The sequence below is a fragment of the Maribellus luteus genome (assembly GCF_003576475.1).
Taxonomy (GTDB): Bacteria; Bacteroidota; Bacteroidia; order Bacteroidales; family Prolixibacteraceae; genus Draconibacterium; species Draconibacterium luteum.
The window spans coordinates 1-23,461 of record NZ_QWGR01000024.1 but is presented as its reverse complement, the minus strand read 5'-3'; the positions used below and the strand labels follow the sequence as shown (position 1 = coordinate 23,461).

The following is a 23,461-nucleotide window of genomic DNA, read 5'->3' as shown; positions in this document are numbered from 1 at the left end:
CTCAATGAACCTCCTTTTTAAAGAACAAAAAACCAAAATCAAATTTAAATCAACTTGGGAAGGATTCCATTCTAAAAATAGAATCTTGTTTCATATTGGCGAAGAAGAAGGTATTCTTCGAAAATATGAAGGGAGAGGATTTAAAGGTTATGAATTTGACTCAGATTGTGATAGGAAGTACTTTATTTCAACACAAAAGAGTAAAGTTCCTGACAATTATGATGCAGTTTTTTTTGTGAATTTCCAGGACCAGTCACGTTCATCTCTTGATGTTTTGCGTGAATGTGAAAAAAAGCTGTTAAAAATTAATCTTCCAAGTACCGAGGTGGTAAATAATTCCTGGTATGATGCATTTAGTTACAAGAAAGAAGAACAAAGTACTAAGGAAGAAAAAATAAAAGGCTTAAGACCACCACAAATTGGAGCTTTACATGCCATACAGGCACACTGGAGTATTTCTAAAAATGCAGCTATTGTAGTAATGCCAACCGGGACAGGTAAAACTGAAACGATGCTTTGCTTAACTGTAGCCGAACAGTTAAATAAAATTTTAATAATTGTTCCTTCAGACTCTTTACGAACCCAAATAGCAGGTAAGTTTTGTGAACTTGGCATATTGAAAAATAGTGAGTTTAATATTGTATCTAAATATGCTATAAATCCTCTTGTCGGTATATTGACTTCTTCTTTTAAAAACCTGGAGCAAGTACAGGAATTTTATGAAAAATGCAATGTATTAATTGCAACCAATTCAATTTTAGCTGAGTGTAAAAAAAATGATATTCGAATTTTCAACCATATTATCAATGCCTCAAATTATTTAATAGTTGACGAAGCTCATCACTGTGAAGCTACGACATGGGATAACATAGCCCTGGCATTTGTGCAACAAAAAAAGCCAGTATTAAAATTCACTGCAACGCCATTCCGGAATGACAAAAGACGCTTGAAAGGAACAATTATCTATAATTATCCTTTGTCATTAGCCCAACGTGATGGTTCTTTTAAAGAAATCAATTTTGTTCCAGTTATAGAGTTTAACGAAAAGAAAGTTCACGAATTAATAGCTCAGCGTGCGGTAAATCAGCTGAAGAAAGATATAGATGAAGGTTATGACCATGTCTTAATGGCAAGGGTTGATGACATTAATAAAGCAGAAGAAATATTTGAAATATATAAAAAGTATGCAGAGTTTAATCCTGTATTGATTCATAGTAGGACTGAAAGAAAAAAGGAACTTCTTGAAAGAATCAAATCCCCTGAATATAATATTCGAATAATAGTATGTGTTAATATGCTCGGTGAAGGTTTTGATTTGCCAGAACTAAAAATTTGTGCATTACATGTTATTCACAAAAACATAACAACTTCCATCCAATTCTTTGGGCGTTTTACCAGAAGTTCGTCAAAAAAAGTAGGCACAGCAACCATTATTGCAAATATTGGAGATAGCAAGCTGAAGGATAATCTTTTAAAAAAGTTATATGCAAAAGATGCTGATTGGAATAGAATACTAAGAACTTCAAATGAGGGAATTGCCGAGAATTTAAATAAAGAAGAATCATTTTTTCAAAAGTTTGTGGAGGATGAAATTCCGTATAAAATACCTTTACGTAACATTACGCCTGCCCTAAGTACCGTAGTTTATAAGGTAAATTCCTCAAATCCATTATGGAGACCAGAAAAGCATAAGGATTTCTTTGAAAAAAGAAAGACACAATCAGTATTTGCAGTACACGAAGAAAAGAACTTAATAGTAATAATTAGTAGAAGTCAGACTACAGTGAAATGGGGAGTTATAGATGACCTAATTAACAATGTTTATGAACTCTTCATTGTCTATTATAATCCCATCCAAAAATTATTATTTATTAATAGCTCAAACAATGGCAGCCTTTATGAAGAATTAGCCAAAAAGATAATAGGTGACCAAATAAATCTTATCAATGAATCTGATATATATAAATCTTTACATGAAGTTGAACAGTTGGAATTGTTCAATTTAGGTGTAAAACCTATTTCAGAAGAATCAATAAGCTATACACAGTTATTTGGTAGAAATGTTGGCGAGGCTTTAGACGATATTACAAAAGAAACCAAGGCAAGTGCAAATTTATTCGGGAAAGGATTTTCAAATGGTGAGCGTATGACTATTGGCTGTTCTTCAAAGGGAAGAGTGTGGTCGAGAATGATTAAAACAATCCCGGAATTTTGCGAATGGTGTGACGGTATTGGAGGTAAACTTGTAAATCCAGATATTAACGTACAGGATATATTTCAATTTATTGCTAAGCCAGTCAGAGTTCCTCCTTATCCGAAAGAATGTAAGCCTATTTCTATAATGTGGAATGATGAGCTATATTTTCGTGAAACGGATTTTTTCATAAATGGGCATTCATTTCATAATTTCAAAATCAGTTTAGATATTGAAAAATCAAGAGAGGGGCAACTATATTTTTCCATATCAGATAGTTCACTTTTATCTTCTGTCTACAGCTTGGTTTTAAGTGAAAATAAAAACTCAAGAGGTTATAGTTATTTAAAAATTTCTGGAAATGATTTAATGTTTTCTTTTGGTAGAAATGAAAACATAAGCATTCAAGAGTTTTTTAATGAGTTCCCCCCAATCATTAGGTTTGCCGATTCCTCAAAAATGTACAACGATATATTCTTTGAGTTCAAATATGACATTCAGGCATTTAATCCAGCAAGGATTGAAACAATGGATTGGAAAGCAATGGGAGTTGACATAACCAAAGAATCTCAGTTTGATAAAAGAAAAGAGTATGTACGTGAGGATTCCATCCAATATCAAATGATACAAGAATTGGAAAAGGATAATGATTACAAAATCATTTTTGACGATGATGATAAAGATGAAGTAAGTGACATTATAGGGATAAAATATTTTGAAAATGATTATTCTAAAGTAGTATTTGATTTGTACCATTGCAAATTTTCGAAAAAAGATACTCCTGGTGCAAGATTGGATGATTTATACACTGTTTGTGGTCAGGCACAAAGAAGTTTTCATTGGAAACATCGGGTTGAAAATCTAATTCATCATATTCAAGAAAGGGAGAATCAACGAATTATTAAAAATAAACCTTCACGTTTCTGCAAAGGAGGGAATGTAGAATTATTTATCATTAAGAAAATGGTTGAATCTGGCATGTGCAATGTAATATGTAATATTCAAATAGTGCAGCCAGGTGTTTCAAAGAGTAGAATTACTTCAGAACAACTAAAGCTTTTAGGGGCAACCGATATGCTACTAAAAAACACAGGGAATAATTTCAATGTAATCATAAGTGAATAATCTACCTAAACTTTATTATGAAAATTAAAACAATTGAAATCAATAACTACAAAGCATTTTACGGAAAACATAAGATTAAAATCAATAAACGGAATGTGTTTATTTATGGAGAAAATGGAAGCGGTAAGAGTTCTTTGTATTATGCTTTAAAAGACTTTGTCCAATCTTCGATGGAAACAATCAACCTAAATGAGGTCGAGAATATTTTTATTCCAGGGAGTAAACAAGGAAACTGTTTTGTAAACGTAAAATTACAACCAAGACCAGGTGGAAATCCAACTACAGTGCAAGAATACAAATTTGGGATGGTTACAACCAATACAAATTTGGCAACAGACACTACTATAAAGGATATTTATCACCTCAAGAGTTTTCTTACATATAAAAGTTTACTTGATATACATCATTTAAAAAAGAATGATGAAATTGATTTATTTAACCTGTTAGTTAATGGAGTTTTAAAACATTTTAAGTACGCTTTAACTGGAGGAAAAGAATTGGGTGAACTCTGGAATGATGTAAAAATACTAATAGCTAAAGAAACAGATTCTTCGTACAATACCCCTCGTAAAAAGAGAGATGTAGATGCGGCTCTAACCTCATTTAATGACGCCTTTAGTCAATTATTTATTGAGCCAACAGCAACCAGTCCGAATCCAGAATATATTCTAACTCATGCACTACCCATCCTTACAAAATTTGGTCATAATATTGATTTGAAATTGAGTTACATTCCAGCAAGACCAAATCCAGAATATGATTCACTTGAAAGAGGAAATGTCAGAGTTCAGCTCACTTATGCCGACACTCCTGTAACTAAGCCTCATTTATTTCTAAACGAGGCTCGTTTGTCAGCAATTGCCATATCAATATATCTTGGAATGATTAGACGACATCCTCAATTGATTAGGTTTAAAATGCTTTTCTTGGATGACATTTTTATTGGGTTAGATATTTCAAATCGTTTACCGTTACTAAAAATTTTGGAAGATGATTTTAGTGATTACCAAGTAATATTAACTACCTACGACAAGCCTTGGTATGAATACGCTAAAGGCTTTTTGAATGGGAACAGATGGAAAACAATCGAATTTTATGCCCAAGAAGTTAATGGTGGCTATGAAGTTCCCAAAATTGATGATAACACAGATTTGTTAGATAAATCACAAGAACATTTTAATAATTCAGACTATAAGGCAAGTGCTGTATATGCACGTTCAGCATTTGAACAAATTATAATGAATTATTGTGCGAAAAAACGTAAGCCACTTCCCTTTAAGAAAAAGAGTAAAGATTATTCATCACAGGATTTCTGGAATTACGTTTATCCTGATGTAGCACCAGCAACTAAAACGGATATAGAACAATATCGGTTTTTAATATACAACGCTCTCAGCCATTATGACCCTGAAATAAATCCTTTAAAATCAGAGTTAAATGACGCTATTCAAGCGGTTAGAGACTTGAGAACGGAATTAAATGCAATCCCATGAAAAATTATCAAGTAAAATATTCAAAAGGTCATTTAGTTGATACATCAACAGGTAGGAGAATATTTCTCAAACGTGGTGGAACTTTCAGCATACTTGGTGATGATGACCAATTCGAGGAAAAAGATGAGTTGCATTTGAATATCATACCTCTCGATAGCAAAAAAAAGCTATTACAACTTCAAAAAAAATATTTTTCTCATGAACTTGTAAAAATAGCCGATGCTGGACAAAAATTCGTGTATAGGATTGGTCTTTCTAAAGTAACTTCAGAAGAAAGAAATACTGAATTTCTATTCCATGCATTAATTCTCGAAGACTTATATATACGTTCCAAAAATCTTGAAGATTGGTCGTTATGTGATTGTTTTTGTGAAACAAGCGAATGTCTTTATGGTGAGATACAAATGTTTGAACCGGTTGTTGGAAATTCTTTAAATAATCTATTTTCCAATATGATAGCATTTTATTTTGCCATGCAAAGGTCTGGAGCATGTAATGCATTTGATACTTTTTTCTTTTCAAATGACTCTCATTATACCTTAACACAGGTTAAGTCTGGTTTCTTGACATCGCTAAATAGGAGAAGAGGGGAAATAATTAAGCAGTTTAAATCAAAAGAATAAAATGAAACCAGAGGTAATTCAAATAGTAACTTTAGCCATCACATTGATAGGTATTGTTGTTGCGATAATTACAATCATTGTCCAATCAAACATGACCAGGAAACAAATGAGATTAAATTTCTTTGCTGACTATACAAAAAGGTATCAGGAAATTATCTTGAATTTTCCAGAAACAATAAATCAATCGGATTTTGACTATTCAAAGCTTGAACCTGAGGTAAGAGATAAAACGTTAAGATACATGCGAGCGTATTTTGATTTATGTAGCGAGGAATTTTATTTAAGTCAATCAAAAAGAATTGAATCAGAAATTTGGGAAGAATGGTCTGAAGGAATTAAATATACTTTTTCTAAAAAAGCATTTAGAGATGCTTGGGAAATTGTGAATTTAGATTCAAAGTTCTATAGTCAGTTCAAGGCTTGGGTTGAAAAGGAACTCTTAAATAGTTAGATGAATATTCCTAAACCATATTGTATTAATCGTGAATCTATCAAAGCCTTGGTATTAGGGTGTGACCCAACAGCATTTGACAAACATGGGAATCTGAGAAAATTTGAATATGTGTTTGACCTTGGAAATGATAAAAGATACTTTAATGGCATATTAAAGAACCTACAACTGGTAGGTGTCCAAATAAATGAAATTTACGTTCAAAATTTAGTAACAGAATATCAGTCAAAAGAAACAAGCAAGAATCAGGAATGGAATTTATTAGCCTCTAAATCAATACCAGCGAGGAAGAATGAATTTGACCGAATTGATGGAACTTCAGATATTCCAGTATTTCTTACCTCAGAAGTTATTTATAAGGTATTATTAAAGCGTGATTGCTTAAAAATAAAAGCTCGTGATTTCTATGAAGGTAACGCTCCAATTCCTGTATCTGCAACAGATAATTATTTAGGTAGACCATTATTCCCACTTTACAGGCATCCATACTATAAACTTGAATTACATGAGAATTATGCGAAGAAGGTGAAGTCCTATTTTGCCAATATGTGAAGACCTATTTTAATCTAATTCTGCAATCTACTTTTGTGTAATTATCTTGCTGTTCTGGTAATTACCCTAAAAATCCCTTTTAATTTTAATAACAATACCATAATGCGAAACGTAGCCTCTGAAAAAAGTTATGGGGACAAACTATTATTATTTAATCCTTTCATTAATCAGGTTGAAAGATGAATTACGCAGGATTAAAGCATCGAGATTACAACCATTAATTGGTTTGTTGAGAACTAAGAAAATAGAATTCATTGATGGTGCGGAGGAAATTCCGTCCAACAAAAAATTAGCTGCTGATTTAGGCATTACAGTTACTAAGTGTAATGCATGGTTAAAGAAGTTAAGACAAGAACTCAAATATTCCTTTTTTAGAAATCCCTTAATGGTCAATGAAATAGAATGCCGTGTTTTGATTTCAAGGCATTGGAATGAGTATCATGATGATAAGGGTAGAACTATAGGTGATGAAAATGAAAGAATGTTTTCATTAGATGTTGTCCTTCCTGTAATTCCAAGAATGGGAGAGGAAATTGAATTTGAGTTAGCAGATAGAAATGGGTACTACAGGGGAACTGTTCATGAGATAATTCATGAAGTGATTGGGAAGAAACAGCGGATAGTAATATTTGCTCATCCTTATGAAAATGAGTATGAACGATGGATGAGACAAAAAGTGAAATATGAAGACCACAAAAGGTGGTTGAAATACAGAGAGTTAACGAAGGATATACAGAGGTAATCGTAGTTTCTGTTCATTGCTCTTTTTCCATTATTTTGTATGTATCTGGTATGTATAAAAAGAAAAGCAGCTAAGATGTTGTTCTTAACTGCTTCATTTTCAGTAGCGAGAGGCGGGCTTGAACCGCCGACCTCATGATTATGAATCATGCGCTCTAACCAGCTGAGCTACCTCGCCATTTTTATTGCTAATTTCTGTCTTTTCGACTGCTCCGGTACGCTAACCGGTTTTGAATTTCGCGGTGCAAATATAGTATTTATTTTTATTTACCTCCAGATTTTCTCATTTTTTTAAAAAGAACTTTATCCGGCCGGAAATTCGAGTTTGTTAGTTCCGTTCATAATATATATATTGCCGAAAATCAAACGAATGCCAGACAAAACTAAAATACAAATTGAATTCCTCATTAACTGCTCTCCCAAAGTTCTGTATAACAGGCTGAGCACAGCCTCTGGACTTTCCGAGTGGTTTGCTGATGATGTACGCATAAAGGGGAAAAAATTTACTTTCATCTGGGATAAAACAGAACAAACGGCAGAAATGACCCTGCAAAAAGAAAACAGGTTGGTACGTTTTAGCTGGGTGGATGAAGAAGAGGGAACTTACTTTGAGTTTCGTATAACCCAGGATGAACTGACCGGAGATGTTTCGCTGCTGATTACTGATTTTGCAGAAGAGGGCGAAGAGGAAGAAACAAAGAATTTGTGGGAGACCCAGGTTTCAGATCTCAAACATTTGGTTGGTTCCTGATTTGTCCGGCTGTTTCCGTTTCTTATTTTTTAGGAAATCGTAAGGAATCTTAACTCTTTTCCCTTTCCCAAATGCTAAAATAACTTAGCTTTGTACACGTTTCTTGTGCAGAAATCAAATTAATGAAGCGCTTACATTTATACATTATAAAGTCTTTCGTTGGTCCTTTTATTATGACCTTTTTCATCGTGCTGTTCGTTTTATTGATGCAGTTTCTTTGGAAATACGTTGACGACCTGGTAGGAAAAGGACTTGAATTCGACGTTTTGGGCGAGATGATGTTCTACGCCGGTTTTGCCCTGTTGCCACTGGCCTTTCCGCTGGCCATGCTTCTGGCATCGATAATGACCTTTGGTTCGTTGGGTGAGAACTACGAACTGGTGGCCATGAAGTCGGCGGGAATTTCGCTTTTTCGCATCATGAAACCTTTAATGGTTATCGCAGTGCTGGTAACATTTTCTGCTTTTTATTTCTCAAACAACATCATTCCCAAAACAAATCTTCGGTTTCAAACCCTCATGTACAGTGTAAAACAGCAGCGCCCGGAGTTGGTGTTGCAGTCGGGAGTATTTACCAACGAAATGGATGGCTACAGCATTAAAGTGGGCCGAAAAGACAGCAAAACCAAAATGTTGTACGATTTGCTGATTTACGATCATACCTCAGGAAAAGTAAACGAAAGTGTTACTGTGGCCGACTCGGGAATGTTACGGATCACCGAAGACAAACAGTATATGGTGTTGAACTTGTTTCACGGAGTAAACTATGCCGAAGACAAATCGCAAAGTACCAAGGGGAGCGACAATAACGGCTTCCGGCGCGATTCGTTTGATGAGCAGATCATCCGGGTTAAAGTGCGTGGTTTTGATTTTAACCGCAAAGACGAAGATCTTTTCCGAAACAAGTATAGCATGTTGTCGATTACAGAGCTTCAGGCGATGGAAGACACGCTTTCTGACGAATACTATTCGCAGTTGAGCAAATACATGGTACAAATCAACCTGAATGCTACCATTGCCCGGAAAATGCACAACCTGGTGCAACGGCACGACTCGCTAAAGATAGAAGCCGATGTGCCGGTGGCAGACTCCATTTTCGATTTTGATACTTTCTTCACCGGCCGAGATAAATGGGTGCAGGCCGAAATTGCGGGTATTGCGCTGCAAAATGCGCGGAGTGTAACGCAAAATATTAACATGTACGAAAGCCAGCTGTACAGCCGGAAAAAGTGGCTGAACAAGTATAAAATGGAACGGCATCGGAAATTTACGCTGTCAGTAGCTGTATTGATCTTCTTTTTTATCGGTGCACCACTGGGGGCGATTATCCGGAAAGGAGGATTGGGAATGCCGGTAATCGTTTCAATTCTTATGTTCATCCTCTATTATATCATCTCCATGACCGGCGAGAAATCGGCGCGGGAAGATGTGTGGTCGATGTTTGGCGGAATGTGGTTTTCGTCGTTTATCTTTTTACCGCTCGGAGTTTGGCTGACCTACAAAGCGGTTACCGATTCTTCGATTATGTCAAGCGAAACTTATACGAAGTTGTTTAGCAAGCTGGGCTTGTCGAAGCTAATTTCAAAAAAAGAAAAGAAAGAGTAGTGCCATGAGAATATTACAGGTAACCAATAAAGTGCCTTATCCTACCAAGGACGGTGGTGCCATCGCCTGTATGAATCTGACAAAGGGTTTTTCCCTGCTTGGTCACGATGTGACTGTTTTATCGATGAATACGGTAAAACACCACATTACGCTGGACGAGATTCCGGAAAGCATTAAAAACCTGGCTGAATTCAGGCTGGTAGATGTTCCGGCAAGAATCAGTGCCATCAAAGCGGTTGTGAACCTCCTTTTTTCGCAGCAACCTTACAATGCAAGCCGCTTTATTGCTGACAATTTCTCAACCGAATTAATACGGCTGCTTACTGAAAAGGAATTCGACATTATCCAGTTGGAAGGTTTATACGTGTGTCCGTATATTTCTTTGATCCGCGAATTTTCGAAAGCATTGATCGTTTACCGGGCACACAATATCGAACACGAGATTTGGGCCAGGTCGGCCGAGATAAGTCAGGGCCTCAAGAAATTTTACCTGAGAAACCTGGCTATCAGAATCCGTAAGTTTGAGGCCCGCCTGTTAAACAACTACGATGTGTTGGTGCCGATTACACAACGCGACGAATCCATCCTTTACGGAATGGGCAACCGCAAACCTTCGATGGTTTCGCAAACCGGGATTGATAGTTCGGTGTTGTTTCCCAATGCGCGTAACCTCGAGTATCCCTCGCTTTTTCATATCGGATCGATGGAGTGGGGCCCCAACCAGGAAGGATTGCTTTGGTTTGTACAGGAGTGTTGGCCGGCTATCCACAAAAAATACCCGGATCTAAAGTTTTATGTGGCCGGAAGAAATGCACCGGCCTGGATGGCAAAGAAATTTGATCAGCCTAACGTTCAGTTTTTAGGTGAAATTGCCGATGCGTATGAATTCATGAATTCAAAGGCGATTATGGTAGTGCCGCTTTTTTCCGGATCCGGTATGCGGGTGAAAATCATCGAAGGGATGGCGCTCGGAAAAAGCATTGTTTCTACGCCAATTGGAGCCGAAGGTATTGAAGTGGAAAAAGACAAGCACATTATGATTGCAGAAACAGCTGAGCAATTTGTAGAAGCTGTGTCGAAACTGGTTGAAGACAAGGACCTGTTTGATAGCATCGGACGAAATGCCATCGGCTTTATACACGAAAAATTTGATAACTTAGCTGCTGCCAGTAAACTCATTGATTTTTATAAACAATACATTAAATGATGCTGACCATTTTGTTCTGGGGACTGTTATTCATTCTGTTTTATACATACCTGGGTTATGGTTTGGTGTTGTGGTTGCTGGTAAAAATTAAGCATATAATTTCCCCGCATAAAAAAAGTCGGTACAAGGATTCTTTTGAACCCGAGGTGTGTTTGTTCGTAACTGCCTACAACGAAAAGGATTATATCCGGCAGAAAATAGAGAATTCATTTGCACTTGATTATCCCAAAGAGAAAATACAATATGTATGGGTAACAGATGGTTCGGACGACGGAACACCTGATTTGCTGAAGGCGTATCCCGAGCTGGAAGTCTATCATCTGCCTGAAAGACGCGGGAAAATGCACGCCATGAACCGGGGAATGAAATTCGTAAAAGCACCGCTTGTTATTTTTTCGGATACAAATACCTTGCTTGGCGAGAATTCGATCCGGGAAATAGTAAAGCGGTTTAGCGACGAAAATGTGGGATGTGTGGCCGGCGAGAAAAGGATCATCGAAAATGATTCGGAAACCGCCGCCGGAGCAGGAGAGGGGCTATACTGGAAATTGGAATCGTGGATCAAACAAAACGATTCGGAACTGAACTCGGCAGTGGGGGCAGTTGGCGAGTTGTTTGCCATTCGGACCAGGCTTTTTGAAGAAGTGGAAACCGATACCTTGCTCGACGATTTTATTATTTCGCTGCGTATTGCCATGAAGGGATATAAGATTGCCTACGCACCCAATGCTTTTGCTGAAGAAACGGCTTCGTTAAATGTGCACGAAGAGTTAAAACGAAAAATACGGATTGCAGCAGGCGGAGTGCAGACTATTTTTCGTTTAAAAGGGCTGATGAATCCGTTCAAATATGGCATTCTTTCGTGGCAATATTTTTCGCACAAGGTTTTACGCTGGACGATTACGCCTCTTGCTTTGTTTGTACTGCCCTGGGTAAATCTGTTGTTGGTGATAAAACAGGACAACTGGAGCCCTGCCAATTTCTATGCTCTTGTGTTTTGGGTTCAGTTGGTATGCTACACTATTGCTTTGCTGGGGTGGTATTTTGAGAACAAGAGAATGCGGGTAAAACTATTTTTTGCACCTTACTATTTTGTAATGATCAACTATGCCGGGATTCGCGGTGTAATGCGTTACCTCAAAGGACGGCAGTCAGTAAACTGGGAAAAATCAAAACGCGCCAGATAGGCGTCAGGCATATTTATCAGGTCGTTTAATGCGGTTGTAATATTTTTTGCCGTTAATACTTTTGTTTGCAACCTTCTAACTTTTTCCTTTTCCCATTTTCCTTATCCTACGAAATATTGCCTTTCAGAAATCTTTTTTCGAGCAGGTCGGGCCGTTTAATGCCTTTCCGGATCCATTCCAGCTTTATCTCATCGCTTTCCTGCTCGCTCAAACGCCAGTCAATATTATTATCCTGACGCATTTTAAGGGTGAGATGATGAAGTATAATAGCTGCTGAAACCGAAATATTGAAACTTTCGGTAAAACCATACATGGGGATTTTCAGAAACTCATCGGCTTCGTTGATAATGCTGTCGGTAATACCCGGTAGCTCTGATCCAAACACCAGGGCAGTTTTCCCTTTGGATAGATCGAAATCAGGTAGTTCCTGATCGTTTAAATGCGGCGTGGTGGCAACAATCCGGTAGTTTTCAGCTTTTAGTTTTCGGATCACTTCCAGGTTTCCGTTTTCAGCGCCATTGTATTTTTTCATTGTCAGCCATTTCGAGGAGCCCATGGCAATCTCGCGGTTTACTTTAAACTCATTCCGGTTCTCAATAATGTGTACATCCTGTACGCCAAAACAGTCGCAGGTACGCAAAACAGCGCTGGCATTCTGTGCCTGAAAAATGTCTTCCAGCACAACGGTAAGGTACCTGGTTCGGGTAGCCAGTACTTTATTGTAGAGTTCCAGTCGTTGAGGGGTAATATATCCGGATAAGTATTCAAGTAGTTTTTTGTCCATCTTTGGTTTTCTTGTGTCACAAACGAACATCAAATTTTTTCATTACATAATTATAGGTTGATGAATGAAAAACGAAGCTCGTGAACAGTCAGCAAATGGTTTCTTATGTGAAACTGGATTTGCTTTAAAATTAATTGTGCTGCAAAGGAACAATAAAAAAGGGAAGCAAAATGCCTCCCTTCAAGTTTCTTTGCCTGTAGTGTATGTTATGACACTGCGTCAGCTAATTCAGCACCAGCTTTGAATTTAACTACCTTTTTAGCAGGAATTGTAATTTCTTTACCAGTTTGTGGGTTTCTACCTGTTCTGGCACCACGTTCAGAGATAGATAATGAGCCAAATCCAACGAGAGCAACTCTGTCACCGCCTTTAAGAGCGTCAGTTGTTGCATCAATAAAAGCGTCTAATGCTTTTTTTGCGTCGGCTTTGCTAAGGCCTGCTTTTTCGGCCATTGCGTCAATTAATTGTGCTTTATTCATAAGGCAAAATTTAAAATAATTAATTAAGTGATTGAAATTAAAGTACTTAGTTATTGTAGTTAATTCTAATTTAAATCTTAGTTTTTTCTGAGATATTGATATCGGTACGTCCAAACATCAGTAAAATCAATACTTTCAGAGTGCTTTAACTAAAGCTTAGCTAAATTCAGAAATTAGTTTTAAAAAACCAAACCCTAAAACCCTTTTTTTTTCAGCACTTCCTGAAAAATTTGACGAAAAACTTTTTGCGGTTTAAAAAATTAATCTACTTTTGCACCGCATCCGGAGAGATGGCAGAGTGGTCGATTGCGGCGGTCTTGAAAACCGTTGTACCGAGAGGTACCGGGGGTTCGAATCCCTCTCTCTCCGCAGAAAAATCCACCGGAATAACTGGTGGATTTTTTATTTGACATACTGTTAATAACTTTTTACCTGAGGGCGGTTCATGACAGAGAAAAGGGTTCGAAATTGTATCAATTTCAGCAGATATTTTCTCCGGGCAGCTTAGGTAATTTGGAATGAATGATTATATTTGCAGACGCTAAATAAAAGCGTTGTTCTTTAATAAAACATACGGGTGTAGCTCAGTTGGTAGAGCACTGGTCTCCAAAACCAGGTGTCGGGAGTTCGAGTCTCTCCTCCCGTGCAAAAGCGAGGTTGAAAAGCCTCGCTTTTTTTGTTTTAAGTATTTCAATGAAACTCTTTTCTGTTCTTCATTCTTTAGTGTAATTTCATGCCAAAATAGCCAGTATGCGTGTCGATGTCTTTATTCCGTGTTTTATCGATCAGTTTTATCCTGATACTGCGTGGAGCTTTGTAAAAGTGCTTGAAAAAGCAGGATGTGAAGTAAAATATAGTCCGGAACAAACCTGTTGCGGGCAGCCTGCTTTTAATAGTGGTTACTGGAATGAAGCCCGCACAGTGGCGCGAAAATTTATCCAGGATTTTGATGAAGCCGAAATTGTGGTGGCTCCTTCTGCTTCGTGTACCGGATTTGTCCGCAATTATTATCATAAACTTTTTGCCGAAGACGAAGTTAACTTGGAGAAATCAAAGGCATTAAAAAAACGAATCTTTGAATTTTCTGATTTTATGATCAATCATTTGCAGATTTCGGAAGTTGGTGCCGTTTTTAATCATAAAGTTACTTTTCACGATTCGTGTGCGGGATTAAGGGAATATGGTATTAGATCGGAGCCGCGCCAACTTCTGGAAAAAGTAAAGGGTTTGGACTTGGTTGAAATGGAAAACCTGGAAACCTGTTGTGGTTTTGGGGGAACGTTTGCAGCCAAATTTCATCATATTTCTTCGGCGATGACCGAGCAAAAGGTCGAGAATGCTCTAAAAACCGGGGCCGAGTACATTGTTTCTACCGAGGCTTCCTGTTTAATGAACATGGACGCCTACATTCGTAAACAGAATCTTCCCATCAAAACCATTCATTTGGTTGACGTGCTGGCCACCGGCTGGTAAAAACAAACGCTCTTCCCCGCAGATGAACTTGTAAGCGCATTAAGGCTTTTTACTTGAAAAATGAAGTGTTAGCCGCAGTAAGCAGTCACAGTTTTCAGTTTTTTGTGAAAACAAAGGAATACGAGGAGTCTTACAATTTAACAATATTGCAATTTCTCAGTTTGACAATAGCTCGCAGCTCACAGCTTACGGCTCGTAGCTGCTTTTAAAACATCTGCATTTTGTGCAAACGGGTGTAGCGGCCGTCCAGCTTCAGTAGTTCTTCGTGTGTTCCCTGTTCCACTATTTTCCCTTCGTGCAATACACAAATCATATTGGCATTTTTAATGGTTGAAAGCCGGTGTGCTATCACCAGTGAAGTTCGGTTCTTCATCAGGTTTTCCAGCGCTTCCTGTACCAGTTTTTCCGATTCGGTATCGAGTGCTGAAGTTGCTTCATCCAGGATTAAAATCGGAGGATTACGCAAAATGGCACGGGCAATGGATAAACGTTGCTTTTGGCCGCCCGACAGCTTGTCGCCACGGTCACCGATACGGGTGTCGTACCCATTTTCGGAAGCCATGATAAAATCGTGGGCATTGGCAATTCTGGCAGCTTTTTCCACTTCTTCTTTGGTGGCGTTCTCTACTCCAAAAGCAATGTTATTAAAGATGGTATCGTTGAATAAAATGGGTTCCTGGTTTACGTTTCCGATCAGGTTGCGCAACGATTTCAGTTTCAGGTCGCGGATGTCAATTCCGTCAATTTCAATGGTACCTTCCGTTATATCCCAAAAACGCGGAAGAAGATCAACCATGGTGGTTTTTCCACTGCCGGAAGAACCCACGAGGGCAACGGTTTTTCCTTTTTCAATTTCCAGCGAAACATTCGAAAGTACCTCTGCCTTGTCGTACGAGAAACTTACGTTCTTATAAGCGATTTTATTATTAAACGATTTAATATCCTGCGCCCCGGGCTTGTCTTTAATGGTTACTTCAGCGGCTAAAACGTGATCGATCCGGTGCATTGAGGCCAATCCTTTTTCAACACTGTAAAGGGCGGTTGAAAATGCTTTGGCCGGGTTGATAATTCCGTAGAAAAATACGAGGTAGCCAATAAATTCAGCGGCAGAAAGCGATGACTTTCCTTCTCCCAGAATAATACTACCACCATACCACAGAACCACAACAATTACAATGGTTCCTAAAAATTCGCTGGCTGGATGTGCCAGGTTGCGGCGCCACATCAGGCGATTCATAATTGAGCGGTAATTCCCGTTTTCAGTCTGAAACCGTCCGATGGCCTTATCTTCGGCATTAAACGATTTGATGATGCGTAATCCCGACAGGTCTTCTTCAATAATGGAAAGAATTTCGCCCAGTTTGTCCTGTCCTTTGGTGGATACTTTTTTCAGACTACGTCCGATTCGCCCGATGATTATCCCGGTTACGGGCAACATAATAAATACAAACAAAGTGAGCGACCAGCTCATGTAAATCATAACGCTTAAAAAAACGATGATCAGGATTGGGTTTTTAATCATCATCCCCAGTGAATTGGCAATCGAGTTTTCGACCTCCTGTACATCGCTGGTGATGCGCGCCATAATATCGCCTTTCCGTTCATCCGAGAAATAACCCAGCGGAAGGCCAATGATTTTCTTATAGATCAGTGAACGTATATCGTAAACAACGCCGTTGCGTAGCGCAATTAATACAAAATCGGCCAGGTAGGTGAATCCTACTTTTAGCAAAGTAGCAACAATCAGAATAATGCCGATTAATACCAAGGCCCGCTGTTCGCCTTGCTCTGCAATTAACCGGCTCATATAGAAATTAAAATTGTCGGTGATTGAATCCATCGACAGGGTCAGCTCTGTTTTTTCGGTGACGATTTCTTCTGTTCTGAAAAGAATCTTCAAAGCCGGAATAAGCATGGCAAAAGAGAAGGCTCCGAAAACAGCGCCTAAAATATTGTAGATGATATTCATAACGACGTTCCACTTATACGGTGGCACAAATCGTTTCATGAGTTTAAAGAATTCTTTCATATGATAAAGCCAGAAGTTGCAGCTACAAAAATGAGATCTTCTAATTATTGTTTTAAAAAACAGAGCAGCGAAAAAGTTCTCACCGCTCCTGTTCTCTTATCTTGATTGCCGGGATTAAAAAATACCCGTATAGTTCTGCGGTGTTATCGCTTTTAATTCCTCTTTAACTGAATCACTAACGTTCAGTGTGTCAATAAAATTGTGAATGGCTTCTTTGTTGATCACTTCGTTTTTGCGCGTCAGGTCTTTCAGCGCTTCATACGGATTGGGGAAAAACTCGCGGCGCAGAATGGTTTGAATGGCTTCAGCTACCACTGCCCAGTTGTCTTCCAGGTCTTTTTGAATAGCCGCTTCGTTCAGCAGCAATTTGTTCAAGCCTTTTAAGGTTGATTTAATGGCAATAATGGTGTGCCCAAACGGAACGCCGATAAAACGCGTAACGGTAGAATCGGTAAGGTCGCGCTGCAAGCGTGAAACCGGAAGTTTTTGCGCCAGTTGCTCAAAGCCTGCGTTGGCAATGCCAATGTTACCTTCCGAGTTTTCAAAATCGATCGGGTTTACCTTGTGCGGCATGGTTGACGAACCCACTTCTCCTTTTTTGATTTTTTGCTTGAAGTAGTTCATCGAAACATACGACCAAATGTCACGGTCCAGATCGAGGATAATATTGTTAATGCGCTTCAGTGCGTCGAAAATAGCGCTGTGGTTATCGTAATGCGAAATCTGGGTGGTGTATTGCGAACGGTGTAAACCCAGTTTTTCTTTCAAAAAGCTGTTGGCAAAGTCTTCCCAGTTAATGTCGGGATAAGCCACATAATGTGCATTGAAATTACCGGTGGCACCTCCAAATTTTGCATCAATGGCAATCGATTTCAGGTGTACCAGTTGCACCATGATCCGCTCAATAAAAACCTTGAATTCTTTTCCGACTTTAGTTGGCGATGCCGGTTGCCCGTGGGTTTTAGCCAGCATGGGAATGTCTTTCCAATCGTTTGCCATGGTCAGCAGTTTCTCAATCAACTCCTGTAAAAGCGGGTAGTATTCTTCTTCCAGTGCATCCTGAATGGATTTGGGAAGTGCTGTGTTGTTGGCATCCTGCGAGGTAAGTGCAAAATGGATAAACTCTTTGTATTTACCCAGGTTCAGCTTGTCGAATTCTTCTTTAATAAAATATTCAACTGCCTTAACATCGTGGTTGGTAACGCTTTCAATCGATTTAATGCGCTGTGCATCTTCCAGCGAAAAGTTTTTGTGTAATTCACGCAGCTGGTCCAGCTTACCGGCAGGAATATCTGCCAGTTGCGGAAGCGGTATTTCACAAAGAGCGATGAAATATTCGATTTCGGTTAATAAGCGGTATTTTATCAAGGCAAACTCACTGAAATATTTGTTTAACCCTTCCACTTTATCTCTGTACCTCCCGTCAACCGGGGAAATTGCTGTTAATGCAGATAATTCCATTTTCTTTTGAATGATTAGGTCGCAAATTTAACAATTTCGGTCAAGTACACATATTGATACCCGAAGGATTTAACATTCTCACTTACTGATCAATCCAATACTCCGGGAATTGGGCTTCCGGAGAAAAGACTCAGGGGACTGTTTATTGGCTTGTTTTCTATTTTATTCAAGAGTTCATCGCTTCTGAATCGATGATAATTTCTAACTTCGTAAAAAGGATGATAAGCTGTTCAACTTTTGCGGTGTATCTGTTTGAAAGTCAGTGAATGATCCAACGACCAAAATATTAATACAATGATGAAACGATACGGGCTTTTACTTCTTCTCTTGCTGTCGATTGTGGTGTTTGCACAGGAAACCCAGAAAAAACTGGTGTATAAACTGAACATCAAACAGGATATTTCACCGGGAACACGTCGGCAGGTGGCACAGGCATTTGAAGCGGCCGATTCGCTAAAAGCCGACATTTTTTTAATTCACATGAATACTTACGGAGGAACAGTGGTGGATGCTGATTCCATTCGTACGATGATATTGCAGAGCAAAATTCCGGTGTATGTGTTTATCGACAACAATGCAGCATCGGCAGGTGCACTTATCTCCATTGCCTGCGACCGGATTTACATGCGGCCGGGCGGAAGCATTGGCGCTGCAACGGTGGTGAATCAAACCGGGGCTGCCATGCCCGACAAATACCAAAGCTACATGCGCTCTACCATGCGCTCCACCGCAGAAGCTCATGGGAAAGACACCGTGATAACGGCCGGTAACGATACGATTATTAAGTGGTTTCGCGATCCCAAAATTGCAGAAGCCATGGTGGATGAACGGATCTTTATCGAAGGAATATCGGATACCGGAAATGTGCTGACCTTTACCCCGATGGAAGCCATGGAAAATGGTTATTGCGAAGGCATTGCCGAGAGCGTTGATGAAGTATTGCACCAGGAGGGAGTGGAAGATTATACACTGGTGGAATATGAACCCTCGTGGCTCGAGAGGATTATTGGTTTCCTGGTTCACCCAATGGTTTCTGGATTGCTGATCATGGCGATTATCGGGGGGATTTATTTCGAAATGCAAACGCCGGGTATCGGATTTCCGCTGGGGATTGCGGTGCTGGCAGCAATCGTGTACTTTGCGCCGCTTTACCTCGAAGGGCTGGCTGCCCACTGGGAAATTGCTGTGTTTATAGTGGGAGTGATCCTGGTCGCGATCGAGATTTTTGCCTTGCCCGGCTTTGGCGTGGCCGGGGCTCTGGGAGTTTTGCTGATGTTTGCCGGACTTGTATTGAGTTTGATCGACAATATTCATTTTGATTTTGAAGGCGTGGAAATGCGCAGGGTAGGAGTAGCCATCACAACTGTTGTTCTGGGTGTATTTGGCGGATTTATCATTTCGCTTTATCTCGGCAGGAAAATGTTTACAGCCGAGAAAGGGATGTTTAAAAACTTCGCGTTAAACACGGTTCAGCATGCCAACGAAGGCTACATCAGTATCGAACCGGCCATGCTGGCATTGACTGGAAAAAGCGGAACGGCACAAACAGTGCTTCGCCCGGGAGGAAAAGTTTTGATCGATGCCGAGGTTTATGATGCGGTTGCCGAAACCGGTTTTATCGACCGCGGAGAAAAAGTAGTGGTTACGCGGGTGGAGGCCACCCAAATTTATGTGGAGAGGGAGGAAGGCAATTCGTAAGGTATACTCAATCCGAAAGTGCATCAGAACCAAAAAACTGATAAAAATTCCAATAATTCTATAACATTCAGGACTGGCATTCTCCGTTATTTTGTGCTGTGCCAAACAACGTAACTTCTGCGTTGTTTTAATAAGTGTTATGATGGAATACATTGCAAACTATTTTACTGAATTGTGGTTTCTGGTGCTGGAAATGGCTCCCTGGTTATTGCTGGGCTTGATCTTTGCCGGTTTGTTAAAGGTTTATTTTCCGCAGAAACACATCGATAAATACCTGGGGAAACGAAATTTCAAATCGGCTTTGAATGCTTCCCTGCTGGGGATTCCGATGCCGCTGTGTTCGTGTGGTGTAATCCCCACCGGAATATCGTTTTACAAAGACGGAGCTTCGAAAGGGGCTACTAATTCATTCCTGATTTCGACGCCTCAAACCGGGGTCGATTCCATCTTTGCCACCTACTCCATGCTGGGCTGGCCGTTTGCAATTTTAAGGCCTTTGGTGGCCTTTGTAACCGGTGTGGTGGGCGGTGTGCTTACCAATGTTTTTGTAAAGGAAAAACCAAAGCCACAGGTGGCAGCGTCGCCTTTTGCTTCCTTCAAAATAGATACGAAGGCGGTAAGTGGCGCAGAAAGCTGTAACGATGCCTCGTGCGGTTGTCACGACGAAAAAGAAGAGGATCATCGTCCGTCGCTGGTGCGGGCTGCCGATTATGCTTTTGTTGAATTGCTGCAGGATATTGCCAAATGGCTGGTGATCGGTTTTATGCTGGCTGCACTGATTTCGGTGTTGTTGCCCGACGATTTCTTTACGCGTTTCCAAGGGTGGGGAATCGTTGAAATATTAGTGATTCTGGCTGCTTCGGTGCCCATTTATATTTGTGCTACCGGCTCCATCCCGGTCGCCGCGGTGTTGCTGATGAAAGGTGTTTCGCCGGGTGCTGCCCTGGTTTTCCTGATGGCCGGACCTGCTACCAATGTGGCTACCATGACGGTGCTTGGCAAAACAATGGGCAAACGATCGCTGGCGGTTTACCTGGGAACGATTATCGGGGGTGCCATTGTATTCGGATTGCTAACCAACTGGTTGATTCCGGCCGACCTGATTTTAAGCAAAGTAATGCACATTCACGGCGATGGCAGCGAGCATTCCATGTTACCACACTGGCTCGAGCTGGCTTCGGCTGTTCTTTTGACAGGCTCGATAATCGGCGGTTATTTCTACCAGAAATTCAGAAAAAAGCAAGGCATGAAAGCAATGGAAGGCGTAACCATTAACGTGGAAGGAATGACCTGCTCGCATTGCGAAGCCAGCGTAAAAAGAAACCTGGAATCCATCCGGGGAATTAAATCGGTGATGGCGGATAACAGCCACAACACCGTGAAGATTTTTGGGTCCGGCTACAAAATGGACAAAGTAAAGGAAACGATTGAGCAGTTGGGGTATAGATATATTGGTTAATTTTGTTGGGAAATCATTTCTGACAGTACCATGAAAATATATCTGATTCCCGTACTTTTCAGCTTGTTCCTGGTCGCTTGCTCATCGGGTAAGAAGGCCGATCCCAAAGAAGCATCCAAAGATTATCCACAGGAAATTCCGGAAGGAAGCACTGCCCTGTTCGATGGTAAAACACTCGAAGGGTGGGAGGTAACAAACTTCGGCACTCAGGGACCAGTAAAAGTTTCTGAGGGAAAGATCGTGATCAATATGGGGGACGGTTGCAGTGGAATCAACTGGTTAAATGAATTCCCGGTGGTAAATTACGAAGTTGAACTGGAGGCCCGGAAAACTTTGGGGAACGATTTCTTTTGCGGATTGACATTTCCGGTTAACGAGCAGTTTTGTTCGCTGATTGTTGGCGGCTGGGGAGGACCGGTTGTGGGGCTGAGTACGGTGGATGGCGCCGATGCTTCGGACAATGAAACCAAAGTGCTGCAAAAATTTGAACCCAACGTTTGGTACAAGATCAACCTGCAGGTGAACGATTCAACCATTGTGGCCCAAATTAACGGTGAAACGCTTGTCGACTTTTTCTATCCCGGCCACGAACTGGGCATCCGCCCCGAAGTATCGCTTTCCCGACCATTGGGAATCAGTACCTGGATGACAACTTCTGAAATTCGAAACGTGTGGTTTAGAGTGCTTCCCCGGAAATAACGACCTTTTATATGCTTCTTTTTTTTCTGAAAGTCAAGTTTAAAAAATATCCAATTCTCAATTTTGAATGTAAAATATCCAACAAAATCCGGAAAATTGAATATTGGGAATTCTACATTGGATATTCTGCATAAAAAACAAATCTCGGATAGAAGTATCCATCTTAACTTTCATTTCTGTTGGTGATTCCCCGGAATCATGATGGTCTTATCCGGATTGAAGAGAATCGGAACGATTTTAATACGCAACATGGAATAAGGAATAAGAAATCAGGAAATATTGGCTCAATTTAGTCAGCTTCCGATACTTTTTTATTCGTTATTCCTTATTCTCTGTTTCTTATTCTCCTATTTTTCACAGAACGTCGCTGGTGTGGATTCCTGCCTGCTGTAATCCGCATCACAGCCAACGGCTGAAAGCTGGCTCTTCAATTCTATCGAATTGCCCACCGATTGCCTCCCGATGGCTATCGGGAGGCGCGAGCAGGGAATCGGAACGATTTTAATACGCAACATGGAATAAGGAATAAGAAATCAGGAAATATTGGCTCAATTTATTCAGCTTCCGATACTTTTTTATTCCTTATTCCTTATTCTCTGTTTCTTATTCTCCTCCTTTTCACAGAACGTCGCTGGTGCAGATTTCTGCCTGCTGTAATCCGTATCTCAGCCAACGGCTGAAAGCTGCCTTTTTCAGTTCTATCGAATTGCCCACCGATTGCATCCCGGCGCGAGCGCGGTCGGTGTAAGCAGGATTTTATTTAAAAATCAACATGCCAACAAACGGCAATAATATTACAGAAAACAAAAGAATTAAAGATAAAACTCTATCACTACCTCTTACATGATTTCCACCACTAAATCTAGAGTTATCAATGTCCTCAGAACCTCGTACCCATAAATATAAATCTCTATTTTGAATGCTATAACTCAATCGCATTATCAGGAAGTCAAGAATGCTAAATATTAATGGTGTCATGATTGACCAACTTACTATTCTTGGAATTCTAAAATCAAAATAATTAGGATTTTGAAACGCAACTAATCCAATTACAAACAGAACGATTACAAACAACCATTTAGCTTTGGTTCTTGTCCATTTCTTTTTTCTCGCAAAAAGCAAAATAAAATTAATCAATAAGGGGGATATAAATATAATTGCTTCAAGTTTCATCTGTGGTTTTTACGTTTGTTAACGGACCGCATATGAGGCGTGTGGGGATTGAAATAGTCCGACCTCTCAAAAACCTCACTTAGCTCATTGCTTTTCAATAGGCTAAATTAATAAGAAAGTGTCGATTTAAAAGCAATGGGCGGACAAAATGAAACCACCACCCTTCGCTAATCACCTAAACCCCACATGACTTATATGTATTGTGCCTGTTGCACAACTCACCAGGTTTTGTTAACAAATTTAGCATAATCCCGGAGAGTAAGCAGTTATCTTTCATT

The 23,461-nt window shown here is 39.8% G+C and carries 19 protein-coding genes and 3 tRNA genes; 16 read left to right on the top strand and 6 right to left on the bottom strand.

All coding sequences use genetic code 11. The features are described 5' to 3' along the window. The first annotated feature begins 4 nt into the window (after positions 1-4). From D1614_RS22765 to D1614_RS22740, 6 genes are all read left to right on the top strand, one after another. Positions 5-3,319, top strand: a complete 3,315-nt coding sequence (locus tag D1614_RS22765) for a DEAD/DEAH box helicase (protein WP_119440303.1) — start codon at positions 5-7, stop codon at positions 3,317-3,319. Between the two features lie 17 nt (positions 3,320-3,336). Continuing rightward, complete coding sequence (locus D1614_RS22760) at positions 3,337-4,812, top strand: ATP-binding protein (protein WP_119440302.1); 1,476 nt, start codon at positions 3,337-3,339, stop codon at positions 4,810-4,812. Continuing rightward, complete coding sequence (locus tag D1614_RS22755) at positions 4,809-5,435, top strand: hypothetical protein (protein WP_119440301.1); 627 nt, start codon at positions 4,809-4,811, stop codon at positions 5,433-5,435. Before D1614_RS22760 ends, D1614_RS22755 begins: the two co-directional genes overlap by 4 nt. 1 nt (position 5,436) lies before the next feature. Then, the gene (locus D1614_RS22750) at positions 5,437-5,886 is read left to right on the top strand and encodes a hypothetical protein (RefSeq protein WP_119440300.1); all 450 of its coding nucleotides are present in this window, start codon (positions 5,437-5,439) and stop codon (positions 5,884-5,886) included. Further along, positions 5,887-6,438: a hypothetical protein gene (locus D1614_RS22745; RefSeq protein ID WP_119440299.1), complete on the top strand. Its 552-nt coding sequence runs from the start codon at positions 5,887-5,889 to the stop codon at positions 6,436-6,438. It abuts the gene before it with no gap. Positions 6,439-6,568: 130 nt separating this feature from the next. Beyond that, on the top strand, positions 6,569-7,180 hold the full coding sequence (locus D1614_RS22740; protein ID WP_147384349.1) for a hypothetical protein: 612 nt from the start codon (positions 6,569-6,571) through the stop codon (positions 7,178-7,180). A gap of 103 nt (positions 7,181-7,283) precedes the next feature. Here the strand turns inward: D1614_RS22740 and D1614_RS22735 are convergent. Continuing rightward, a tRNA-Met gene (locus D1614_RS22735) sits at positions 7,284-7,357 on the bottom strand. Between the two features lie 192 nt (positions 7,358-7,549). Between D1614_RS22735 and D1614_RS22730 the strand changes: the two genes are divergently transcribed. From D1614_RS22730 to D1614_RS22715, 4 genes are all read left to right on the top strand, one after another. Next, complete coding sequence (locus D1614_RS22730) at positions 7,550-7,930, top strand: START-like domain-containing protein (RefSeq protein WP_119440324.1); 381 nt, start codon at positions 7,550-7,552, stop codon at positions 7,928-7,930. Positions 7,931-8,052: 122 nt separating this feature from the next. Beyond that, the gene (locus D1614_RS22725) at positions 8,053-9,534 is read left to right on the top strand and encodes an LptF/LptG family permease (RefSeq protein WP_119440297.1); all 1,482 of its coding nucleotides are present in this window, start codon (positions 8,053-8,055) and stop codon (positions 9,532-9,534) included. Positions 9,535-9,538: 4 nt separating this feature from the next. Then, positions 9,539-10,741 carry a glycosyltransferase family 4 protein gene (locus tag D1614_RS25985; RefSeq protein WP_175579299.1) on the top strand — a complete coding sequence of 401 codons (1,203 nt, stop codon included), beginning with the start codon at positions 9,539-9,541 and terminating at the stop codon, positions 10,739-10,741. Continuing rightward, entirely contained in the window at positions 10,738-11,928 is a 1,191-nt protein-coding gene (locus D1614_RS22715) for a glycosyltransferase family 2 protein (RefSeq protein ID WP_206610127.1), read from the top strand. The genes D1614_RS25985 and D1614_RS22715 overlap by 4 nt, the downstream gene beginning before the upstream one ends. Positions 11,929-12,034: 106 nt before the next feature. Here D1614_RS22715 and D1614_RS22710 read toward each other — a convergent pair whose 3' ends face one another. Both D1614_RS22710 and D1614_RS22705 read right to left on the bottom strand, forming a co-directional pair. Further along, positions 12,035-12,712 (bottom strand): TrmH family RNA methyltransferase, encoded by a 678-nt coding sequence (locus tag D1614_RS22710; RefSeq protein ID WP_119440296.1) that lies wholly within the window; start codon positions 12,710-12,712, stop codon positions 12,035-12,037. A 206-nt stretch (positions 12,713-12,918) separates the two neighbouring features. Continuing rightward, positions 12,919-13,191, bottom strand: a complete 273-nt coding sequence (locus D1614_RS22705; protein ID WP_119440295.1) for an HU family DNA-binding protein — start codon at positions 13,189-13,191, stop codon at positions 12,919-12,921. Positions 13,192-13,475: 284 nt separating this feature from the next. Between D1614_RS22705 and D1614_RS22700 the strand changes: the two genes are divergently transcribed. From D1614_RS22700 to D1614_RS22690, 3 genes are all read left to right on the top strand, one after another. Continuing rightward, positions 13,476-13,560 (top strand) — tRNA-Ser (locus tag D1614_RS22700). A 204-nt stretch (positions 13,561-13,764) separates the two neighbouring features. After that, positions 13,765-13,837, top strand: a tRNA-Trp gene (locus D1614_RS22695). A gap of 104 nt (positions 13,838-13,941) precedes the next feature. After that, positions 13,942-14,664, top strand: a complete 723-nt coding sequence (locus D1614_RS22690) for a (Fe-S)-binding protein (protein ID WP_119440294.1) — start codon at positions 13,942-13,944, stop codon at positions 14,662-14,664. 205 nt (positions 14,665-14,869) lie between these two features. On the opposite strand, the gene D1614_RS22685 is transcribed toward D1614_RS22690, so the two are convergent. Together D1614_RS22685 and purB are read right to left on the bottom strand one after the other, a co-directional pair. Beyond that, complete coding sequence (locus tag D1614_RS22685; RefSeq protein WP_241558153.1) at positions 14,870-16,672, bottom strand: ABC transporter ATP-binding protein; 1,803 nt, start codon at positions 16,670-16,672, stop codon at positions 14,870-14,872. 135 nt (positions 16,673-16,807) lie between these two features. Continuing rightward, the gene (gene purB / locus D1614_RS22680; RefSeq protein WP_119440292.1) at positions 16,808-18,154 is read right to left on the bottom strand and encodes an adenylosuccinate lyase; all 1,347 of its coding nucleotides are present in this window, start codon (positions 18,152-18,154) and stop codon (positions 16,808-16,810) included. 294 nt (positions 18,155-18,448) lie between these two features. On the opposite strand from purB, the gene D1614_RS22675 reads away from it, so the two are divergent. From D1614_RS22675 to D1614_RS22665, 3 genes are all read left to right on the top strand, one after another. Then, the gene (locus tag D1614_RS22675) at positions 18,449-19,852 is read left to right on the top strand and encodes an NfeD family protein (protein WP_119440291.1); all 1,404 of its coding nucleotides are present in this window, start codon (positions 18,449-18,451) and stop codon (positions 19,850-19,852) included. 142 nt (positions 19,853-19,994) lie between these two features. Beyond that, the gene (locus D1614_RS22670) at positions 19,995-21,311 is read left to right on the top strand and encodes an SO_0444 family Cu/Zn efflux transporter (protein WP_194086721.1); all 1,317 of its coding nucleotides are present in this window, start codon (positions 19,995-19,997) and stop codon (positions 21,309-21,311) included. Between the two features lie 30 nt (positions 21,312-21,341). After that, positions 21,342-22,010 (top strand): 3-keto-disaccharide hydrolase, encoded by a 669-nt coding sequence (locus D1614_RS22665; protein ID WP_119440289.1) that lies wholly within the window; start codon positions 21,342-21,344, stop codon positions 22,008-22,010. A 756-nt stretch (positions 22,011-22,766) separates the two neighbouring features. On the opposite strand, the gene D1614_RS22660 is transcribed toward D1614_RS22665, so the two are convergent. After that, the gene (locus tag D1614_RS22660) at positions 22,767-23,183 is read right to left on the bottom strand and encodes a hypothetical protein (protein ID WP_119440288.1); all 417 of its coding nucleotides are present in this window, start codon (positions 23,181-23,183) and stop codon (positions 22,767-22,769) included. Positions 23,184-23,461: the final 278 nt, after the last annotated feature.

Bases quoted from the DNA above. Each gene is read 5' to 3' on its own strand.
- D1614_RS22765 (WP_119440303.1), top strand. From the start codon at position 5: ATGAACCTCCTTTTTAAAGAACAAAAAACCAAAATCAAATTTAAATCA.
- D1614_RS22760 (WP_119440302.1), top strand. From the start codon at position 3,337: ATGAAAATTAAAACAATTGAAATCAATAACTACAAAGCATTTTACGGA.
- D1614_RS22755 (WP_119440301.1), top strand. From the start codon at position 4,809: ATGAAAAATTATCAAGTAAAATATTCAAAAGGTCATTTAGTTGATACA.
- D1614_RS22750 (WP_119440300.1), top strand. From the start codon at position 5,437: ATGAAACCAGAGGTAATTCAAATAGTAACTTTAGCCATCACATTGATA.
- D1614_RS22745 (WP_119440299.1), top strand. From the start codon at position 5,887: ATGAATATTCCTAAACCATATTGTATTAATCGTGAATCTATCAAAGCC.
- D1614_RS22740 (WP_147384349.1), top strand. From the start codon at position 6,569: ATGGGGACAAACTATTATTATTTAATCCTTTCATTAATCAGGTTGAAA.
- D1614_RS22730 (WP_119440324.1), top strand. From the start codon at position 7,550: ATGCCAGACAAAACTAAAATACAAATTGAATTCCTCATTAACTGCTCT.
- D1614_RS22725 (WP_119440297.1), top strand. From the start codon at position 8,053: ATGAAGCGCTTACATTTATACATTATAAAGTCTTTCGTTGGTCCTTTT.
- D1614_RS25985 (WP_175579299.1), top strand. From the start codon at position 9,539: ATGAGAATATTACAGGTAACCAATAAAGTGCCTTATCCTACCAAGGAC.
- D1614_RS22715 (WP_206610127.1), top strand. From the start codon at position 10,738: ATGATGCTGACCATTTTGTTCTGGGGACTGTTATTCATTCTGTTTTAT.
- D1614_RS22710 (WP_119440296.1), bottom strand. From the start codon at position 12,712: ATGGACAAAAAACTACTTGAATACTTATCCGGATATATTACCCCTCAA.
- D1614_RS22705 (WP_119440295.1), bottom strand. From the start codon at position 13,191: ATGAATAAAGCACAATTAATTGACGCAATGGCCGAAAAAGCAGGCCTT.
- D1614_RS22690 (WP_119440294.1), top strand. From the start codon at position 13,942: ATGCGTGTCGATGTCTTTATTCCGTGTTTTATCGATCAGTTTTATCCT.
- D1614_RS22685 (WP_241558153.1), bottom strand. From the start codon at position 16,672: ATGAAACGATTTGTGCCACCGTATAAGTGGAACGTCGTTATGAATATC.
- purB (WP_119440292.1), bottom strand. From the start codon at position 18,154: ATGGAATTATCTGCATTAACAGCAATTTCCCCGGTTGACGGGAGGTAC.
- D1614_RS22675 (WP_119440291.1), top strand. From the start codon at position 18,449: ATGATGAAACGATACGGGCTTTTACTTCTTCTCTTGCTGTCGATTGTG.
- D1614_RS22670 (WP_194086721.1), top strand. From the start codon at position 19,995: ATGGAATACATTGCAAACTATTTTACTGAATTGTGGTTTCTGGTGCTG.
- D1614_RS22665 (WP_119440289.1), top strand. From the start codon at position 21,342: ATGAAAATATATCTGATTCCCGTACTTTTCAGCTTGTTCCTGGTCGCT.
- D1614_RS22660 (WP_119440288.1), bottom strand. From the start codon at position 23,183: ATGAAACTTGAAGCAATTATATTTATATCCCCCTTATTGATTAATTTT.